This is a genomic window from Mycobacterium shunyiense (genome assembly GCF_058270035.1).
This window is the reverse complement of the sequence record NZ_JBZDPT010000040.1, coordinates 353,883-372,758: the sequence shown is the minus strand read 5'-3', so window position 1 is coordinate 372,758 and position 18,876 is coordinate 353,883. Positions and strand designations below refer to the sequence as shown.

21 protein-coding genes and 1 pseudogene are annotated in these 18,876 nt (G+C 65.8%); 7 read left to right on the top strand and 15 right to left on the bottom strand.

Going from position 1 to position 18,876, the window contains the following annotated elements; genetic code table 11:
* Nucleotides 1-1,755, top strand: coding sequence for a succinate dehydrogenase flavoprotein subunit (gene sdhA / locus AC4ELS_RS23130; RefSeq protein WP_055109597.1), 1,755 nt, complete (start codon nucleotides 1-3; stop codon nucleotides 1,753-1,755).
* 2 nt (nucleotides 1,756-1,757) lie between these two features.
* The gene (locus AC4ELS_RS23125; protein WP_064879385.1) at nucleotides 1,758-2,543 is read left to right on the top strand and encodes a succinate dehydrogenase iron-sulfur subunit; all 786 of its coding nucleotides are present in this window, start codon (nucleotides 1,758-1,760) and stop codon (nucleotides 2,541-2,543) included.
* A gap of 70 nt (nucleotides 2,544-2,613) precedes the next feature.
* On the opposite strand, the gene AC4ELS_RS23120 is transcribed toward AC4ELS_RS23125, so the two are convergent.
* Genes AC4ELS_RS23120 through AC4ELS_RS23105 form a run of 4 tightly spaced genes read right to left on the bottom strand, consistent with a single transcriptional unit; the run spans nucleotide 2,614 to nucleotide 5,587 of the window.
* The gene (locus AC4ELS_RS23120) at nucleotides 2,614-3,462 is read right to left on the bottom strand and encodes a type IV toxin-antitoxin system AbiEi family antitoxin (RefSeq protein WP_499049490.1); all 849 of its coding nucleotides are present in this window, start codon (nucleotides 3,460-3,462) and stop codon (nucleotides 2,614-2,616) included.
* A 58-nt stretch (nucleotides 3,463-3,520) separates the two neighbouring features.
* Nucleotides 3,521-3,946: a nuclear transport factor 2-like protein gene (locus AC4ELS_RS23115; RefSeq protein ID WP_499049452.1), complete on the bottom strand. Its 426-nt coding sequence runs from the start codon at nucleotides 3,944-3,946 to the stop codon at nucleotides 3,521-3,523.
* A gap of 28 nt (nucleotides 3,947-3,974) precedes the next feature.
* Nucleotides 3,975-4,937, bottom strand: coding sequence for an SDR family oxidoreductase (locus AC4ELS_RS23110; protein WP_499049450.1), 963 nt, complete (start codon nucleotides 4,935-4,937; stop codon nucleotides 3,975-3,977).
* Between the two features lie 29 nt (nucleotides 4,938-4,966).
* Nucleotides 4,967-5,587 carry an NADPH-dependent F420 reductase gene (locus AC4ELS_RS23105; RefSeq protein ID WP_448448594.1) on the bottom strand — a complete coding sequence of 207 codons (621 nt, stop codon included), beginning with the start codon at nucleotides 5,585-5,587 and terminating at the stop codon, nucleotides 4,967-4,969.
* Nucleotides 5,588-5,685: 98 nt separating this feature from the next.
* On the opposite strand from AC4ELS_RS23105, the gene AC4ELS_RS23100 reads away from it, so the two are divergent.
* Nucleotides 5,686-6,153 (top strand): MarR family winged helix-turn-helix transcriptional regulator, encoded by a 468-nt coding sequence (locus tag AC4ELS_RS23100; protein ID WP_448448593.1) that lies wholly within the window; start codon nucleotides 5,686-5,688, stop codon nucleotides 6,151-6,153.
* Between the two features lie 5 nt (nucleotides 6,154-6,158).
* Here the strand turns inward: AC4ELS_RS23100 and AC4ELS_RS23095 are convergent, their stop codons facing one another.
* A complete protein-coding gene (locus AC4ELS_RS23095; protein ID WP_448448592.1) occupies nucleotides 6,159-6,755 on the bottom strand; it encodes a TetR/AcrR family transcriptional regulator in 597 nt (198 codons plus the stop codon).
* Between the two features lie 126 nt (nucleotides 6,756-6,881).
* Here AC4ELS_RS23095 and AC4ELS_RS23090 point away from each other — a divergent pair, with 126 nt between their 5' ends.
* The 4 genes and pseudogenes from AC4ELS_RS23090 (at nucleotide 6,882) to AC4ELS_RS23075 (ending at nucleotide 9,660) form a co-directional block, all read left to right on the top strand.
* Complete coding sequence (locus AC4ELS_RS23090; protein ID WP_448448591.1) at nucleotides 6,882-7,616, top strand: SDR family NAD(P)-dependent oxidoreductase; 735 nt, start codon at nucleotides 6,882-6,884, stop codon at nucleotides 7,614-7,616.
* A 9-nt stretch (nucleotides 7,617-7,625) separates the two neighbouring features.
* Entirely contained in the window at nucleotides 7,626-8,048 is a 423-nt protein-coding gene (locus tag AC4ELS_RS23085; RefSeq protein WP_448448590.1) for a nuclear transport factor 2 family protein, read from the top strand.
* Nucleotides 8,049-8,127: 79 nt separating this feature from the next.
* A pseudogene (locus tag AC4ELS_RS23080) lies at nucleotides 8,128-8,742 on the top strand (carboxymuconolactone decarboxylase family protein); the annotation flags it as partial.
* 126 nt (nucleotides 8,743-8,868) lie between these two features.
* Nucleotides 8,869-9,660 carry a phosphatidylethanolamine N-methyltransferase family domain-containing protein gene (locus AC4ELS_RS23075; protein ID WP_064879367.1) on the top strand — a complete coding sequence of 264 codons (792 nt, stop codon included), beginning with the start codon at nucleotides 8,869-8,871 and terminating at the stop codon, nucleotides 9,658-9,660.
* 3 nt (nucleotides 9,661-9,663) lie between these two features.
* On the opposite strand, the gene AC4ELS_RS23070 is transcribed toward AC4ELS_RS23075, so the two are convergent.
* The 10 genes from AC4ELS_RS23070 to AC4ELS_RS23025 all read right to left on the bottom strand — a co-directional run bounded on the left by AC4ELS_RS23070 (nucleotide 9,664) and on the right by AC4ELS_RS23025 (nucleotide 18,871).
* Nucleotides 9,664-10,158: a PPOX class F420-dependent oxidoreductase gene (locus AC4ELS_RS23070; RefSeq protein WP_499049447.1), complete on the bottom strand. Its 495-nt coding sequence runs from the start codon at nucleotides 10,156-10,158 to the stop codon at nucleotides 9,664-9,666.
* Nucleotides 10,158-11,066, bottom strand: coding sequence for a sigma-70 family RNA polymerase sigma factor (sigJ, locus tag AC4ELS_RS23065; protein WP_064879364.1), 909 nt, complete (start codon nucleotides 11,064-11,066; stop codon nucleotides 10,158-10,160). Before sigJ ends, AC4ELS_RS23070 begins: the two co-directional genes overlap by 1 nt.
* 22 nt (nucleotides 11,067-11,088) lie before the next feature.
* Nucleotides 11,089-11,439 carry a cupin domain-containing protein gene (locus AC4ELS_RS23060; protein ID WP_499049445.1) on the bottom strand — a complete coding sequence of 117 codons (351 nt, stop codon included), beginning with the start codon at nucleotides 11,437-11,439 and terminating at the stop codon, nucleotides 11,089-11,091.
* Between the two features lie 4 nt (nucleotides 11,440-11,443).
* Nucleotides 11,444-12,862 carry an NAD(P)/FAD-dependent oxidoreductase gene (locus tag AC4ELS_RS23055; protein ID WP_499049443.1) on the bottom strand — a complete coding sequence of 473 codons (1,419 nt, stop codon included), beginning with the start codon at nucleotides 12,860-12,862 and terminating at the stop codon, nucleotides 11,444-11,446.
* 53 nt (nucleotides 12,863-12,915) lie between these two features.
* Nucleotides 12,916-14,004: an ABC transporter ATP-binding protein gene (locus AC4ELS_RS23050; RefSeq protein WP_499049441.1), complete on the bottom strand. Its 1,089-nt coding sequence runs from the start codon at nucleotides 14,002-14,004 to the stop codon at nucleotides 12,916-12,918.
* Entirely contained in the window at nucleotides 13,994-14,794 is an 801-nt protein-coding gene (locus AC4ELS_RS23045; RefSeq protein ID WP_236734645.1) for an ABC transporter permease, read from the bottom strand. Before AC4ELS_RS23045 ends, AC4ELS_RS23050 begins: the two co-directional genes overlap by 11 nt.
* The gene (locus AC4ELS_RS23040) at nucleotides 14,791-15,678 is read right to left on the bottom strand and encodes an ABC transporter permease (RefSeq protein ID WP_499049439.1); all 888 of its coding nucleotides are present in this window, start codon (nucleotides 15,676-15,678) and stop codon (nucleotides 14,791-14,793) included. Before AC4ELS_RS23040 ends, AC4ELS_RS23045 begins: the two co-directional genes overlap by 4 nt.
* 14 nt (nucleotides 15,679-15,692) lie before the next feature.
* Complete coding sequence (locus tag AC4ELS_RS23035) at nucleotides 15,693-16,817, bottom strand: ABC transporter substrate-binding protein (RefSeq protein WP_498885267.1); 1,125 nt, start codon at nucleotides 16,815-16,817, stop codon at nucleotides 15,693-15,695.
* Nucleotides 16,818-16,890: 73 nt separating this feature from the next.
* Complete coding sequence (gene relB, locus AC4ELS_RS23030) at nucleotides 16,891-17,484, bottom strand: type II toxin-antitoxin system RelB family anti-toxin (protein ID WP_003882365.1); 594 nt, start codon at nucleotides 17,482-17,484, stop codon at nucleotides 16,891-16,893.
* 238 nt (nucleotides 17,485-17,722) lie between these two features.
* Entirely contained in the window at nucleotides 17,723-18,871 is a 1,149-nt protein-coding gene (locus AC4ELS_RS23025) for an FAD-dependent oxidoreductase (RefSeq protein WP_498886175.1), read from the bottom strand.
* Nucleotides 18,872-18,876: the final 5 nt, after the last annotated feature.

Here is an 18,876-nt window from a genome sequence, read left to right as displayed (position 1 = left end):
ATGATTCAGGAACACCGCTACGACGTCGTCATCGTCGGCGCCGGCGGCGCCGGCATGCGCGCTGCCGTCGAGGCCGGCCCGCGCGTCCGTACCGCAGTGCTCACCAAGCTGTACCCGACCCGGTCCCACACCGGCGCGGCCCAGGGCGGCATGTGCGCCGCATTGGCCAACGTCGAAGAGGACAACTGGGAATGGCACACCTTCGACACCGTCAAGGGCGGCGATTACCTCGCTGACCAGGACGCCGTCGAGATCATGGCCAAGGAGGCCATCGACGCGGTGCTGGACCTCGAGAAGATGGGCATGCCGTTCAACCGGACGCCCGAGGGCCGCATCGACCAGCGCCGGTTCGGCGGGCACACCCGCGATCACGGCAAGGCCCCGGTGCGCCGGGCCTGTTACGCCGCCGACCGCACCGGCCACATGATCCTGCAGACGCTGTACCAAAACTGCGTCAAGCACGACGTGGAGTTCTTCAACGAGTTCTACGCACTGGACATCGCGCTGACCGACACCCCGACGGGCCCGGTGGCCACCGGCGTCATCGCCTACGAGCTGGCGACCGGCGACATCCACATCTTCCACGCCAAGGCGGTCGTCTTCGCCACCGGCGGTTCGGGCCGGATGTACAAGACCACCTCCAACGCCCACACGCTGACCGGTGACGGCCTGGGCATCATCTTCCGCAAGGGACTTCCCTTGGAAGACATGGAATTTCACCAGTTCCACCCGACCGGCCTGGCCGGCCTGGGCATCCTGATCTCCGAAGCCGTGCGCGGCGAGGGCGGCCGGTTGCTCAACGGCGAGGGCGAGCGGTTCATGGAGCGCTACGCGCCGACGATCGTCGACCTTGCGCCGCGTGACATCGTCGCCCGTTCGATGGTGCTCGAGGTGCTCGAAGGCCGAGGCGCCGGACCGAACAAGGACTACGTTTACATCGACGTGCGCCACCTCGGCGAGGAAGTGCTGGAAGCCAAGCTGCCGGACATCACCGAGTTCGCCCGCACCTACCTGGGTGTGGACCCGGTGACCGAACTGGTGCCGGTGTACCCGACCTGCCACTACGTCATGGGCGGTATCCCGACCACGATCCACGGCCAGGTGCTGCGCGACAACACCAACGTCATCCCGGGCCTGTACGCCGCCGGTGAATGTGCGTGCGTGTCGGTGCACGGCGCCAACCGCCTTGGCACCAACTCGCTGCTGGACATCAACGTGTTCGGCCGTCGCGCCGGGATCGCCGCCGCCGAGTACGCCGCCAACCACAACCACGTCGACCTGCCGGAGAACCCGGCGGACATGGTGGTCGGCTGGGTCGGCGACATCCTCTCCGAGCATGGCAACGAGCGCGTCGCCGACATCCGCACTGCCCTGCAGCAGTCGATGGACAACAACGCCGCGGTGTTCCGCACCGAGGAGACGCTCAAGCAGGCGCTGACCGACATCCATGCACTCAAGGAGCGGTACAGCCGAATCACCGTGCACGACAAGGGCAAGCGCTACAACAGCGACCTGCTCGAGGCGATCGAGCTGGGCTTCCTGCTGGAGCTGGCCGAGGTCACCGTGGTCGGTGCGCTAAACCGCAAGGAATCCCGCGGCGGGCACGCGCGTGAGGATTACCCCGACCGCGACGACACCAACTACATGCGCCACACCATGGCCTACAAGGAGGGCAGCGAGCTGCTGTCCGACATCCGGCTGGACTACAAGCCCGTGGTCCAGACCCGGTACGAGCCGATGGAAAGGAAGTACTGACCGTGAGTGCACCTGTCATCGACAAGCCCGAAGCCGGCGATCCGCCGCTGCCCCCGGTCCCCGAGGGCGCGGTCATGGTCACCCTCAAGATCGCCCGGTTCAACCCCGAGGACCCCGACGCCGCAGGCTGGCAGAGCTTCCGGGTTCCGTGCCTGCCCTCGGACCGGCTGCTCAACCTGCTGCTGTACGTAAAGGGCTACCTGGACGGCACGCTGACCTTCCGACGCTCCTGCGCCCACGGTGTGTGCGGCTCGGATGCCATGCGGATCAACGGTGTGAACCGGCTGGCCTGCAAGGTGCTCATGCGTGACCTGCTGCCCAAGAAGGCGAGCAAGCAGCTCACCATCACCATCGAGCCGATCCGCGGCCTGCCCGTGGAGAAGGACCTCGTGGTGGACATGGAGCCGTTCTTCGACGCCTACCGCGCCGTGAAGCCGTACCTGATCACCAGTGGTAACCCGCCCACCAAGGAGCGCATCCAGAGCGCCACCGACCGGGCCCGCTACGACGACACCACCAAGTGCATCCTGTGTGCGTGCTGCACCACCAGCTGCCCGGTGTACTGGAGCGAAGGGTCGTACTTCGGCCCGGCCGCGATCGTCAACGCGCACCGGTTCATCTTCGATTCGCGTGACGAGGCGGCCGCCGAGCGGCTGGACATCCTCAACGAGGTCGACGGTGTGTGGCGCTGCCGCACCACGTTCAACTGCACCGAGGCCTGCCCTCGTGGCATCCAGGTGACCCAGGCGATCCAGGAGGTCAAGCGCGCTCTGATGTTCGCGCGCTAGGTTTCTCTTTTCCCGAGTCTGAGCTTGTGTACGAGATTTCGCGAGAATCTCGAACACAAGCTCAGTTTCGTCAGTAGGGAGCGCCGGCCGCCTGCAACGCGTGGCGGGTGCGGTCGATCACTGCGCGAGGACGATTCTTCAGCAAGTCAGCCCCGACCCGGACCAGCCGCCAGCCAAGTTCGCGATACTGCGCGTCCTGGTCGATGTCCTTGGTGCGTTGTCGCGGATCGGTCCAGTGCTGGATCCCGTCGTATTGAACCCCGACCTTCCACCTCGGCCAGCCCATGTCGATACGGCCGATGAAGGTGTACTCATCGAAGACGTTGATCTGAGTGTGCGATGGACGCATGCCTGCCTCCGTGTACAGCAGACGCAGCCGGGTCTCCTGTGGCGATTCCGCACCGTCATCGGCGAGGTCGAGCACCTCGCGGAGCTGAACGAGACCGCGCATCCCCTTGTGCCGCAACACAAGCGGGTGCACTTCCGAGATCTTCAGGGAAGTGGCCTGTAGCAGCGCATCCACACGAATCACAGCTGTCGTGAGTCCACGCCGACGGCCGAGGTCGAAGGCCGTTCTGTGGGGAGTTGTGGTCTTGATGCCGCGCACCAGGCAGATCTCATCGTCGGCGAGAGCATCACTGTGCAACACGATGCCAGCGGTCTTGTGCTGGCTGGGTTGGTTGAGTTCGGCGGGGTGTTTGGCGTCGATCCATTCCGAACGGTGCAGCGCAGCGGCTGACAGGGCTGCCACCGTCGCGCGCCGGCCCGACCAGAGCCAGGCCGCCACTGCCTTGTCTTCCGGAGTGAGGTTGGTGCCCCGCGGGACGTAAACGCCCCTGTACACCGCGTCGTACCGAGTGCGCAGCTGGTACCGGTTGAGCTTGCCGGACGCCAGCGCCTCGGAACCCAGAAACGGCATGTAGTTACGACGCCGAGGGCTCATCGCCGGTTCCCCGCGCACCGAACCGCGTTCGGCGCTACTCCCCGATCGTGCGTAACTCCCAGGGCTGCATGCCGATGACCTCCGCCAGGTTCCGTTGCAGCGCAACACCGGCCGGCAGCGTGCGGTAGAAGATGTTGACCTCGGCGATCTTGCCGTCCGCGTCGAGCAGGACGAGAAATACCCCGTTGACTGCAGCGTCTCCGACTTGTAGGCGGAAGTGCGCGGCGTGGTGGGTGTCGCCGCTGAGCACCTCCATGTAGGTGTCATCGGACGCGAGTCCGTTGACGGCCTTGATGGTTCCCACCGCGACCTCGCGGCCGGTGATCGGCTCATCGCCGAACGGGCCGTACAGCACCACATCCTCGGCCAGCAGACCGCTGAGGGCGTCTTCGTCTGCGCCGCCGTTGATACAGTCGACGAAGGACGCCAAGGTGTCGCGGTGCGGGGCGAATGTGGTCACGGATACTCCTCGTGGCATCGGGCGAAATTCATTGGTGGGCAACAGATCTTCTTATCTCCGAGAAGTAGTGGCCGTTGTCCAAGTCGGCGAGCAGTTTGGGCTGAGCGGGTTCCCAGCCCAGGGCCTGGCGGGTGATGAGGTTGGAGGCCGGAAGGTTCATCGTGACCAGATTCGTGAACATGCCGAAGTATCCCGGCAGCATCAGTGCGTCCACCGGCACACTCACGGTGGGCAGGCCCAGACGGCTGCCGATGGCCTCGGCGATGTCGCGGAACGCGATTCCCTCGTCCTCGACCGCGTGCCAGTAGCTGCCGGCCGGACCCTTCTCCAGCGCCAACCGGAACAGGGTGGCGATATCGCTGATGTGCACCGCATTCCACAGATTCGCGCCATCGCCGGGGTAAGCAGCGAAACCCTTCGCCTTCGCAAGTGCGATCAGGCCGGGGAGGAACCCGGCAGTGTCGGTCGTGTCGTGCGCGATGGTGGGAAACCGCACGATCGACGACCGCACTCCCCGCTCGGCGAGTCCGATTACGGCGAGTTCCACGGCGTTACGGAATCGCAGGGTGCCCGAGTACTCCTGCCCGGCGGGCAGGGCCGGGTCCTCCTCGGTGGCCGGGCGCCCCAGCTTCCCGAATGACGACGAGGCAATACTGCCCGCCGCGACCAACGGCTTTCCGGTTCCCGCGAGTGCCTCCCCGTAGGCGTGGATGACCGGGACCTCCGCGGCGGTCACCGCGTCGATCCCGCCGGCGGGCAGCAGATCTTGCCGGTGCGCGACGTGGATGACGCCGTCGGAGTCCGCGGCCGCCTCCTTGAGCCCGTCGAGGTCCTCGAGGCTGCCGCGACGCACCTTCGCGCCGAGTGCGGACACGGCCGCCGCAGCCGTGTCGGATCGAGCCAGCCCGGTGACCTCGTGCCCGGCCGCGATGAGCTCGGGAATGATGTGCGTACCGGAATGACCGGTCCCGCCAGTGACGAAAACACGCATGTGACTGTCCTTTTCAGGGTAGCGGCAGATCAGTTGAGGGCGTTGACGCCGAGGAAGAAGTTGGTGTGCCCGACGGAGTGGTTGACGAGGCTTATCTCCAGCAGGCCCGCGCTCTCCAGGGCCCGCGCCATCAGCAGCGGCCCGGCGTCCAGCGGACGCAGCCCCAGGCTCTCGATGAACGCCGACACGCGCGCCTTGGCCTGCGCGTCGTCGCCGGCGATGAAGACGTCCACCGGGCGGCCGTCGGACAGAACGTTGGAGAACAGGGTGTTGAACGCTTTGACGACGTGCGCGCCGGCGGGGACAGCCTTGGCGATCTCCTGCGCGCCGGAACTGCCGTCGGGGGTGACGAAGCCCGTCATGTCGGCCGCGACAGGGTTGGTGATGTCGACGATGACCTTGCCGCGCAGGGCATCCGCGTACTCGCTGACCACCGCCGCCGCGCTGGCATACGGCACAGCGAGGACGACGATGTCCCCCGTCGGGCCATTGCCGGCCATCCCTACTGTGGCGCCGTCGAGTTCGGCAGCCAATTCCTTCGCTTTCACCGGGTCGCGGCCGATGATCTCGACGGCGTTGCCGCCGGCGAGCGCCCGGTCCGCGAAGGCGCGGGCCATGTTTCCCAGGCCGATGATGCTGATGCTGCTCATGAGGTGTCCCATCGTGATTGACGATCAAAAAGGTTGACGTGTCAACATTAAGCCGGATTTTGATGATGCGTCAACCAATCGCGGTAACATCAAGGCCCATGGAGCCGAACTGGCTGAACCCTCGCGAAGACCGCGCCTGGCGAGCGTTCATACACGCCCATCAACAGATCGAAGCCCACCTGAGCCGACGCCTACAGGAATCGGGACTGTCCGGAGCCGACTACGAGGTCCTCGCGGCACTCTCGGCCCTCGACGGAGACCGCATGCCCGCACACGCCCTCTGCAATGCCCTGAACTGGGAGAAGAGCCGCCTCTCCCACCAGTTGCGGCGTATGCAGAAGGACGGCCTGATCAACCGCGAACCCAACCCCGACGACGCCCGCAGCACCATGGTCTGCCTGCTGCCGGCCGGCCGCGCCACCATCGAGCAGGCTGCACCCGGCCACGTGCAGGATGTCCGCCGCAACTTCATCGACCTGTTCACCCCAACCGAGCTCGACATGCTCGCCGACCTCAACGAACGAATCCTGCAGCACCTGACCGAGGACGACGACCCGCCCCGCTGAGGCGGCTAGTTCTCGCCCACGCCGGACGTTGGCGCTGCCGCCGGGATGGCCTTGTCGATCAGAACGGCTGCGATAGCGGCTGCGGTGGCGAAGGTTTCGGTATTGAGGACCCGGTTGCGGGCCGACGCGCCATCCAGGAGCAGCGCCAGCTGTTCGCCGAGCTGTTCGGGGTTGGTGACACCGGCCTCGCGGGCGGTTTCGACGAGCCGCGCGGCAAAGGCCAACTTATAGTCGCGGGCGTGGAGGCGTGCCGGGTGGCCCGGGTCGTTGATTTCGACAGCCGCCGCGATGAACGGGCACAGGGGCGCGTGGATATCGAAGACGGCCAGTAGCCGTTCGCGGGGGGTGAGGTCGGTGCGGTCGAACACCTCGGGCAGGACGTCGGGATCGAAACGGCGTAGATGTTCGGCGATCAGCTCGTCCTTGCTGGTGAAGTGCTGGTAGAAGGTGCGCTTGGACACCTGGGCCACCGCGCAGAGCTCGTCCATGCCGGTGCTGTTGATGCCTTGATCGCGGAACAGTTGTCGTGACGCGCCGAGGATGCGCTCTCGTGCGCCCCTGCCGCGGCGCAGGCCTCGCGGCCCCTTCTCCAGCTCCGTCATATGCCCAGCGTAGCCCAATCGGGTACCGATCGGTGTGCATAGCTTGCGCTCGACATCGCCTTCCATTAAGTTAAGCACTCAGATCGGTGTACCTAACATCGGCAGTCTCGGAGAGATGGAGCGATCGTGGGAAAACTTGATGGCAAGGTCGCGGTGATCACCGGCGCGACGAGTGGGATGGCACTGGCCGGTGCCAAGTTGTTCGCCGACGAGGGAGCCCACGTCTTCATCTCGGGGCGGCGGAAGGATGCACTGGACGAAGCCGTCGAACAGATCGGGCGGAATGCGACTGGCGTACAGGGTGATTCCGCCGACCTCGACGATATGGACCACTTGTTCGACACGGTCAAGCGGGAGAAGGGCGCGATCGACGTGTTGTGGGCGAGCGCCGGGGTGGGCAAGCAGAGCAGGCTCGGTGACATCACCGAGGAGGACTTTCACGACGCTTTCTGGCTGAACGCGCGCGGCACCCTGTTCACGGTCCAGAAGGCGCTGCCGCTGTTCAACGATGGCGGCTCGATCTTCATGACCGGGTCGAACGCATCGCTGCGGGGCTACCCAAATTGGAGTGTCTACGCGGGAAGCAAGGCCGTGCTGCCCGCCTACGCACGGGTGTGGGTGTCGGAGTTGAGGGACCGGAAGATCCGGGTGAACGTGCTGACCCCCGGCCAGGTCGCCTCGCCGATGTTGGCGGAGGTGATGGACGAGGAGATGAAGGCGCAGTTCGAGTCCGTGATCCCACGGCGAGAGATGGGCGACCCAACGGAGATCGCTTCGGCCGCATTGTTCCTCGCCTCCGACGACTCGAGCTATGTCAACGGCATGGAACTGGTGGTCGACGGCGGCACGACGGTGATCTGAGGAGCGACCATGACCACATTCGCCGCACACCGCGACACCGTGGAGGCGTTCGTCGACTGCATGCACGGCGGCGCCGACAAAGACGCTCTTTCCGCGATTCTCGCCGAGGACGTGGTGCTGTACGGCCCGCTCGGCGATGAGCCGGTCACCGGCCGCGAGGCAGTGCTGGAAGCCATCCAGACCGTCAGCGCGGTGGCCGCCGACCTCACCTACAAGGAAGTCCTCAGCGGAACGACACACCACGCCGCGCACTTCCGGCTCCAGGTCGACGACGCGATGGTCGACGGTATGGACTGCTTCCGGCTCGACGCCGACGGCAGGATCGCCGAGGTGACGATATGGTGGCGCCCGCTGCCTGCCGGCGTCCAGATGCAGGGGCACCTTGCCCGTCTCCTCGGCGTCAAGCCGTGGGAACTCCTCACCCCACTCTGACCGCCGGGCTACGCCCGCCGAACCTGAGCTTGTGTGCGAGATTCCAGCGAAAACTCACACATAAGCTCAGGCTCGCCTGTCACACATTCCGGGGCCATCTCGTCTAACGGATATGACCGAGACGAAGACACGAATCCCCGCTGTAACCCCCAAACAAGCCGGCCTGCTGACCCGCGCCATGTATTGGTACGCCAAGCGCCAGTTCGGTGAGGTGCCTGAGCCGTTCGCGGTGGCCGCTCACCATCCGCGTCTGTTGGTCGCCAACGGTGTCCACGAGATGCTGCTGCAGGGCGGCTCCAAGAAACTGCCCGCCACCGTTCGCGAGCTCGCGGTGTTCTGGACCGCCCGCACCGTCGGCTGCTCGTGGTGCGTGGACTTCGGCTCCATGCTGATGCGGTTGGAGAACCTCGACGTGGAACGGCTCAAGTCGATCGACGACTACGCCACCTCGCCGCTGTTCACCGACGACGAGCGCGCCGCGATCGCCTATGCGAACGCGATGACCACCGACCCGCACACCGTCACCGACGAGCAGGTGGCCGATCTGCAACGCCGGTTCGGCGACGACGGCGTGATCGAGCTGACCTATCAGATCGGAGTAGAGAACATGCGGTCGCGGATGTACGCGGCGCTGGGCATCACCGAGCAGGGCTTCAACTCCGGCGATGCGTGCCGGGTGCCTTGGGCGGAGTGAGCGCGGGGAGCAGTGACTCCGGAGTGAACGTCGGGGGGCTGGCTCCAAGATGCGGCCAGGTGGTAGAACACGTTACAGAAACAGTGGCCCCCGCTGCTGAAACCACCTGCTCAGCGAGGAGCGCCCATGCACTGGTACACCGGCAACACGTTCTACGACACCGTGCTGACCGCGGCCTTCGCATTCGCCGTGTTCGTGATCATCGGCGGCTTCTTCGCGCAGAGCTCGTACGGACGTTTCTCGACAACGAAACTCGGCCTCAACCTGAACCCGAAGCTCGGCTGGTGGCTGATGGAGATCCCCGCGACCGTGGTGTTCTTGATCAGCTACCTGGCCGGGCCCAACCGGTTCGAGCCGACGTCCCTGGTACTGGCCGGAATCTGGATGCTGCACTACGCCAACCGGGGCTGGTTCTTCCCGCTGGCGATCCGCCAGATGCCAGGCAAGCGCGGCACCTTCAACGTCTCGGTGATCGTGATGGGCATGCTGGTCACATCGATGCACGGCTACCTCAACGGGACCCTGTTCAGCCATGACTTCTTCGGGCAGTACACCACCGCGTGGTTGACCGACCCGCGATTCCTGGTGGGGTTGGTGATCTACCTGTGCGGGTTCGCGCTGTTGGTCAACTCCGAGTCGATCGTGCGAAACCTGCGTGAGAAGAACAACCCCGGCGTTGCCGAGTACCGGATCCCGTTCGGCGGCGGCTTCCGATTCGTCACCAGCCCGGCATATCTGGGCGAGATCATCGCCTGGTCCGGGTTCGCGCTACTGACCTGGGCCCTACCCGGCGTCGCGATCCTGCTGATCACTGCAGGCAACCTGGTTCCCCGGGCGCTGGGCACCCACGGCTGGTACCAGGAGAAGTTCCCCGAGTACCCCACCGATCGCAAGGCGTTGATCCCCTACGTCCTGTGAGCGTCACGCCTCCGCGGGCGTGATCTCGATGTAAGCCGTGGGTACCCCGGCCAGTTGACTGCCGTAGTCGAGGCTGCGTTCGAACACCTTCATCGGAGCACTCCAGTTGGCGGCGATGACCGCCTCGGCGTGGGCGTGTTCGGCCTCGGGCAAAATGCGCGCCACGCCGGCAACGACGGGCCCACTGGGCTTCCCGCGCAGATTGCTCGCGACCACAAGGACTTTCGGGTTGTGGCGGATTCGCTTGACCTTCCCGGTCGACGGATCTGTGCGCACATAGATCTTGCCGCCGGCCACACCGTGGTTGATCGGGCTGGGCATCGCCTCACCTGATCGCCTGAAGGTCACCAACACGATCTGGCGGTAGTCCTCAAACCCGGTGAAGTCCGATCCGGTCGGTGCGCCGATGTCGAAGGCGTCGCGATGGCGCATCTTGTCCATGCCACGGAACATCATTCGGCTCAATGTGTGGGCCAAGGTGCCCGGTTCGTTCGGCATCATTGAGCACCTCGCAGGGGCGATCCGGTGAACTTGTCAGGGTTGGCGATGTCCCAGACCGCACAGACCAAGCCGTCGCGAACGGTGAAGATCGTCACCCGCGGCATCATCTCGGGGTAGCCGTCACCGGCGGGAGCGCCTGCCGTGTAGACCCCCAGCTGGCCGTTGACGAGCGCAAATTGACTGCCTGCCAACCAGTTCGGGCCATACTTCTTGGACAGACCGAGGATGAACCGGGCCACCTTGTCCGGCCCGTGGATGACGCGGGCAGCGGTCGGGGCACGACGGTTCGAATCACCGGTGAACGTGACGTCGGGATGCAGCAGCCGGACGACGGCATCGAGCTCCCCCGACGCCAGGGCGGCCATCAGCTCGCCAGCGACCTGATTGTGCAGGTCGTCGGGCGACGAAGCAGGCGGATTGTCGGACACCGCGCGGCGCGCCCGCGAAGCCAACTGGCGGGCCGAGGCATCGCTGACACCGAGCACGCCGGCGATCTCGCTGAAGGGCAGGCCGAACCCGTCGTGCAACACGAACGCCACACGCTGATCCGGGGTGAGCCGCTCCAACACCACCATCGCGGCGAACCGGGCGTCTTCCCCGGCCACCACCGCGTTGAGCGGGTCGTTGGCGTCGAGCCCGGTCACGACAGGCTCCGGCAGCCATTCCCCGTAATAGGCCTCACGGCGGTGGGCAGCCGAGCGCAGCCGGTCCAGACCCAGCCGGCTCACCACAGTGGTCAGCCAGGCCCGCAGGTCGGCGATCGTGGTCTGGTTGGATTCCCAGCGGATCCACGCGTCCTGGACGATGTCCTCGGCATCGGCGAAGGTTCCGGTGAGGCGATAGGCCACGGCAAGCAGATGTGGCCGCAACTCCTCGAACTCGCCGACCCGAGCGCTCGCGGTCATGCCCCCAGTTTAGGGCGCGCCCTCAGACACCGATCATGACGTACGTCTTGCGGATCGCCTCAGTGACGAACCACGTCCCGCGCCACCCTCGGGGCAGGACCAGCAGCGTGCCCGGCCCGATGTCGGCGCTCGTTCCGTCCTCGCCGACCACGCTGCCGGCGCCCGAGATGATGTGACAGACCTCTGTCGCACTCGAACGGTCCGCGGTGAACTCCCCCGGGCCGCATTCCCACACCCCGGTGTCGGTCACCGCATCGGCCCAGACACTGATCGCAGATTCCAGCTGACCGCTGACACTCGTCGGTTTCGGTTGCGGCTCGGGCAGTTCGGCAGTTGCGGCGTCAACATGCAGCAGGTTCACAGTCGTCTCCATGGCGTCAGCGCCCCGTGATCTTGTTGGCCACCCGTGCCAGCCCACTGGTACCGGCCAGCCCGCGGGTCGACTCGCGACGGTCAGCGGTGCGGTACAGCGCATACATCGCCTGGACCCCGAGCCACCGGAATGGCTCCGGTTCCCACTTGCGGACCCGTCGCCCCACCCAGGGCAACCGGGTGAGCGCGGTGTCACGCTTGAGGACGAGGTCGGCAAGTGTGTGCCCGGCCAGGTTGGTGGTGGTCAGACCGCTGCCGACATACCCTCCCGCGGTGCCGAGCCCGCTGGCCTGGTCGAAGTCCACGGTGGCGGTCCAGTCGCGTGGCACTCCGAGCACACCGCACCAGGCGTGCTCGATCGGAACATCGCGGGTCGCGGGGAACATGTCGCGAACGAGCGCCCCGAGAGCGTCGATGGTCCACTGCTGGGTGGCGCCGCGATGGTCGAGCGCTGAGCCGTACCGGTAGGGAATTCCACGGCCGCCCAGGGCAATTCGATTGTCCGCCGTACGCTGGGCGTACATGTAGCCGTGCGCGTAGTCGCCGAGGAGCTCGGCCCCCTTCCAGCCGACCTCCTGCAACACGGATTCCGGAAGCGGTTCGGTCACCACCATCGACGAATTCATCGGCAGCCACGCGCGGCGTTGTCCCGGCATGGTCGCGGTGAAACCTTCGAGACAGCGCAGGATCACGGGGGCGCGGACATCGCCGCGCGCCGTGATGGCACGACCAGCCTTGATGTCGGTCACCTCGGTCTGCTCGTAGATGGCGACGCCCATGCCCTCCACCACGCGGGCCAGGCCGCCGACCAGCTTGGCCGGCTGCACCCGTGCGCAGTGCGGGGTGAACAACGCACCCATGGCGCCTTCTACCCGGATGCGGGCGTTGGACTCGTCACCGGTGAGCACAACGAAGTCGTCCTCGGTCGCACCCCAGCTCCGCTCGTAGTCGAGCGACTCACGCAGCCTGCCCATCTGGGCCTGGTTGCGTGCCACGTGCAGCACACCGTCCTTGACGATGTCGGCCTCGATACCCTCGGATTTCGTGACGTCGATGACCTCGTCGACGGCACCCCGCATGGCCCGCACGAGTTCCACGACGCCGCCATGACCGTGCGTGGAGGCATAGGCGTCGCGGGACCCGGCGAGTTCCGCAGACAGCCATCCACCGTTACGACCGGACGCCCCGAATCCGGCGAACTCCTTCTCCAGCATCACGATTCGCAGGTCAGGCTGCTCCCGCTTGAGGTAATACGCTGCCCACAAGCCGGTCAGCCCCGCCCCGACGATGCAGACGTCGGCTTCGAGCGACCCCGGCAAGGGCGGTCTCGATTTCGGAAAACCCGCCGCGCGATACCAGAACGACACACTGCCGTTCACGAAGTCATTGGCGAGACCGCTGGTCGTGCGACCGTCGGGGGACATCTTGGTTCTCCTGTACTTGTGGCTGTTGTCAGTGATGGATACGCCGGCCGACGTCATGTGTCGGCGGGCAGGATCGTGGCGACATCCGGATCGAAGGTCAACCAGACCTTCTGCCCCGCTTGGGTCGGCGTGATGCTGTCCGCGCTTTCCCGGACGAGCGCGACGGCGCCGTCGGGCAGGCTGACCTCGACCTTGCGGGAGGAGCCCAGGTAGATTTCCTGAATCACGGTGCCCGGCACCGCATTGACGGCCTCGGGCTCCCCGTCGCCGGTGAGGATGCGGATCCGCTCCGGACGCACCACCACGGCCACAGCGTCACCACTGGCAGCATCGCCCCGGCCGGCCACGATCCGCCGCCCATAGGCGTTCACCGCGAGCCCGTCTTCGAGCTTTCCGTAGAACAGCGACGACTCCCCGAGGAACCGGGCCACGAAGATGCTCTTCGGGCGCTCATAAAGATCTGTGGGCGAACCGATCTGTTCGATTCTGGCCTTGTTGAACACCGCGATGCGGTCCGACAGCACCAGGGCCTCGTCCTGATCGTGCGTGACGTAGACGAACGTGGTGCCGAGTTCGCCGTGGATACGCTTGATCTCCAGTTGCAGCGAATCGCGCAGTTTCTTGTCCAGCGCACCGAGCGGTTCGTCCATCAGCAGCACGCGCGGTTCGTAGACCATGGCGCGGGCGAACGCGACCCGCTGCTGCTGACCACCGGACAGTTCCTTGGGCATCCGCTTGCCGTAGCCGTCGAGGCCGACCGTCCGCAGCGCGGCGGCCACCTTCTCGCGACGCTGAGCCTTGGCCATCTTGCGTTGCCGCAGCGGGTATTCGACGTTGTCGATCACCGTCATGTGCGGGAACAGCGCGTAGTGCTGGAACACCATGCCGATGTTGCGGCGGTACGGCGGCAGATCGGCCACCGGCCGCCCGTCGATCAACAGCTCGCCCTCCGTGACGTCGGCGAAACCGGCAATCATGTTGAGCGTGGTGGTCTTTCCCGACCCGCTGGGGCCGAGAAGGGTGAGGAACTCACCCGGCCGCGCGTCGAGGTCGATGGCGTTGACGACGGTCTCCGACCCGTAGGTCTTGGTCAGGCGCCGCATGGTGATCGACGCTCCGTGCGGGGTTTGGTCAGTGGACACGGTTCCTCCTGCGCGAATAGATGCCCGCGACGACCGTCAGACACGTCGTGAGGGCAAGGATGAGGGTGGCGGCCGCAGCGATGGTGGGATCGGTGTCACGGGTGACCGAGGCATACATCTTGACCGGCAACGTCTGCAGATACGGGTTCTGGATGAACAGCGACAACACCACTTCGTCGAAGCTCGTCGCGAACGCGAACAGCGCACCCGAGAGCACCCCTGGGGCCACCGACGGCAGTGTGACGGTACGGAAGGTGGTCCAGCGGCCGGCACCACAGATCGCCGCGGCATCCTCCAGGCGCCGGTCGAACCCCTGCAGGCTGGCCATCACCGGCACGATGACGAAGGGCAGCGCCAACATGCTGTGTGCGACGACGAAGCCGAACACCGTCCCGAGCAGGTTCAACCTCAGGAACAACGCGTACAGGCCGACCGCGACCACGATCACCGGAACGACCATGGGAGCCAACAGGAATGCGCGTATCCCCTGCCGGCCGGCCAGCGAAGTGCGGCTGAGCGCCACCGCCGCGGCAGTGCCGAACAAGGTGGCGAACACGGCCACCAGGACGCCGACTTCCAGGCTCGCCTTCAGGGCCGAGATCCACGCCGGGTCCTCGAAGAACGTGTGATACCACCGCGTCGACCATCCGGTCGGCGGGAACGCGAACGAGGGCCGGTCGGTGAAGCTCAGCGGCACCACGATCAACGACGGTGCGACCAGCCATAATCCGACACCCGCGCAGAACAGTCCGAGCAGAACGTTCCAGAACGTCTTCATGTGCCGTGTCATGTCGTGCGCTCCTTCCGGTTTCGGCGCAGCAGGTACATCAGGGCCGCGAGGACCAAGAAGGTGACGAGCAGCAGGACCACGCCCATCGCACCTCCCCTGCCCCAGGCCAGCAGGCTCGTGACCTGCACGTAGATCTGCTGACTGATCAGGGCGTCATCCGGAGCGCCGAGCAACGCCGGGGTGACGTAGAAGCCGAGGCTGCTGATGAACACCATCAGGCAGCCCGCTCCCACGCCGGGCATCGACAACGGAACCCAGATCCTGGCGAACGAGATCACCGGTCGCGCACCGAGACTCGACGATGCGAGCACGAGCCTGCGGTCGATACCGGACATCACGGCGTACAGCGGCAGCACCATGAACGGCAGCAGGATCTGGCTCATCCCGATGACCACGCCCAGATTGGTGCGCAGCAACGGCACACCGCCCAGCCCGACGAAGGACAGCAGGGTTTGGATCGGTCCGCCGTCCTCCAGCAGGATCACCCAGGCGAAGGTGCGCACCATCAGGCTGGTCCAGAACGGCACCAGCACGATCAGTGTCAGCGCGATACGCACCGCCGGTCCGAACGCGACCATGGCGTACGCGTACGGGTAGCCGAGAACCAGGCAGATCGCCGTGACCTCCAGGCCCGTGGTGAACGTGCGCAACAGAACGCTGCGTTGCACGGAATCGCCCAGGTACCAGGCGAAATTGCCGAAGCCGAGTTCTGGATCGCTGAATGCCTGCCAGAACATGATGGCCAGCGGCAGTCCGAACACCCCGGCCACGAGCAGGATCGACGGCAGCAACAACCCGACGTCGCCCAATCTCCGCCCCGAAGGCGGGGCGGTTGTCTGGATCTTGGGTGGCGCACCACCGGCCAGAACATCGACCATCGACATACGACGAAACCCTCCTAGCCCGCGAGCCAGGCCGTGTACTTGGAGGCGATGTCCTCCTGGTGTTCGGCCCAGTAATCGAGGTCGAGCGGGAACTTGTCCTTCTCCCGCTCCGGCGTGGTGGTCAGATACGACCGGGCGAGGTCATCGAGTTGAGGCTTGGCATCGACGTTGATCGGGCTGTACGACGTCAGTTCAGCGAGCTTGGCCTGCTGCTGCGCACCGAGATAGAAGTTGATGAACGCCATGGACGCCTTGGGATTCCGGGCGCCGATCGGCACGGCGATCGTGTCGGCCTCGGGCATCCACTGGTCCCACATCGGAGCGAATGGCGCGCCGTTCTTGACCGCCGAGTAGGCGCGACCGCTCCACACGAGCGCCATGTCGACCTGGCCGGATTCGATGAGCTGTTGAGACTGTGCGCCGGTGGTCCAGAAGATTGTGTCATTGCGGATGGAGTTCATCTTCTTGAGCGCGCGGTCGAGATCGATCGGGTAGACCGCGTCGGGTGCGACACCGTCGGCGAGGAGGGCCCCCTCGGGCACTCCGGGGTCAAGCTCACCGGGCACGCCCTCGATGGCCCGCTTGCCGGGGAACTTCGCGGTGTCGTAGAAGTCGGCCCACGTCTTCGGCGGGTTCGCACCGTACTTCTTGGTGTTGTAGACCACGATCAGGCCGTAACCCATTGCCGGAACGGAACAGTCGTCGGTCTTGGTCCCCGCGGGCAGCTTGCTGATGTCCACGATGCTGGTGTCGAGCGGCATGAATAGCTTGCCGCAGTTCTTGGCGGTGAACACGTTCGTGCTGTCGACCACGTCCCAGGTCACGTTCTTGGAGTCGACCTGGGCTTTGATCTTCGAATTCTCGGTGGGCCCGTCCTGCAACACTTTTGCCCCGGACTGCGCCGCGAACGGTTCGATCGCGGCCTTCGCCTGACCGTCCTGGAAGATGCCGCCGTAGGAGACGAACGTCATCGTGGTGCCCTTGAGCGCACCCTCCTTGATGGTGCCCGCCTGCGGCGGTCCGCTCCCGAGGTCGACGTCGGCGGCCTGGCCGGGACCTGCCGGGGTACACGCGGTGGCCAGGAGGACGCCTGCGGCGATCAAGGCGGGCACACTGCGGGCTACACGTGACTTGTTCATTTGCGGATCTCCTTTGATCTGGGCGGAAAGGTGTTCGCGGATGCGGTCACATCCGCAGCGGGCGAGCGGCCCGTCAGGTCGGCCAGTCAGTCGGGGGGCTGACGATCCAGATGAGTTCGACCGGCGCGTCACTCAAGTTGTGAACGGTGTGCGGCATGGATGTCCGGTACTCCGCGCTGTCGCCCGGTTCGAGCAGGTAGCGCTCGCCGTCGAGCTCAAGCGTCGGAGTACCGGCGATGACGATGAGAATCTCCTGCGCGTCACCGTGCACATACGCCTCGCCCGCACTCGAGCCGGGCGACAGTTCCCCCGCGTACACCTCGAGGTTGCGAAGCGGCTTCTGCGACAACAGGTACTTCGAGCTCAGCTCCGACACCTCGATGGTGGGACGGGCCGCCTTCCGGAGAATGCGGACGTCGCTGACCTCGTCGTCGGTGAAAAGGTCGGGCAGGACGATGCCCAGTGATTGCGCCAATCGGCGCAACGTTCCGACACTGGCGTTGACCTGGCCGCGCTCGACCTGGCTGAGGAAGCCCGGGGAGATACCGGCCCGGTCGGCCAGCTGCCGAAGAGACATCTTCCGCGCGGCGCGGAACTGCCGGATCCGGGCACCGACCACGGTGTCTGCCGTCGTCCCAGCGGGATCGGGCTCGACAGTCGCACTCATATCGAAACATCCGTTCGTCTCATAAGAGCAAGAGGATTGTTTTCAGCGAACACTTTGTTCGCTCCGGCCGAACCCTATGTCTGCTTCGAGTGCGCGCGCAAGGCCTGGATCACATTCCCCACACTTTGTGGGATAGGACACACTGGCGCGTTATCAGCAGCTGTCGGCAGAAATACCGATGATCAGCCCGGTCAAATACGCCGCCAACGACTGATTCCGTAGAACGCCCGCAGGCCTTCTAGTGCCTGCCGAGCACATGCGGGCCGGTGCGCGCGGGCACGCCCTGAGAGAAGCGCGCCAACGACCAGGCGGCCACATCGGCGTCCGGCACGCGTCCCTCGGCCAGATCCGCCAGCACCTCGCCCATCAGCGCGGAGTACTTGAAGCCCTCCCCCGAGTCCCCGCAGGCGACCACGATCCCACCGGCGAGCCGATCGACGACGAAGGTGCCGTCGGGAGAGTCGGTCCAACTGCACACCTGGGCGTCGAGAACCGTCGGATCCACCGAGGACATATCGGCGCACACCCGGTCACGCAGCACGGCAGTCCGCTCGGCATCGGGCGTCCGATCGATGTCGCCGGCACGGTAGTCCCGCAAGGGCTTGTCCAAACCGATCTTGTACCCCGCGCCCGGCGAGGGCATGGCATAGATGCCGGGGCGGTCCTCACCCGGCCCGTCGAACAGGCACGGAAAGTCGTCGGTGGCAGCAGGATCCGCCGGATCACCGAAGTACACCACCTGTTCCAGGTATGGGTGCAGCGACAGCTCGAGGCCGAGCGGCGACAACAGCGGCCCCGACCCCGGCCCCGCAGCGATCACCACGACGTCGGCGTCGATGGTGTCACCGTCGTCCAGGACCACCCGCACGCCGTTGGCCACCGTCTCGACTGCAGCCACATCCCGCTCCAGAACCGTTGCGCCGGCAGCACTCCGGAAGAGGCTCAGCTGCGCCCTGAGCGATTCTCCGGCCAGGACGACACCCGCCACCGGCTGCCACAGGGCATGGCGCCCGTCGCCGCGCAGACCGGGGAAGAACCGGCCCACATCGCCAGGAGCCACGCTCGTGTACGACACCCCGAGAGCGTCCAGCGTCGACTGCACGCCAGGCAGTGACTGGTCGTCACGCCACAGCAGGCCATGGGTGAGGAACACCGGGGTGCCGGCGCGTTCGGCCAGGCGCCGCATCGCGTCAACTCCACGCTGCGCCAACCGAACCCGGAGCGGGTCGGGATCGGCCAGCCGCCACAACCGGGTCGACCCTCCGGATGACGACAGCGTGTTGAGCGGGCCGTAGCGATCGATCAGCGTCACCCGGTGCCCGCGGCGGGCAAGTTCGGCCGCAGTGGGCAGACCCCAGGCGCCGGCGCCGATCACCACGCACTTCATGGCCA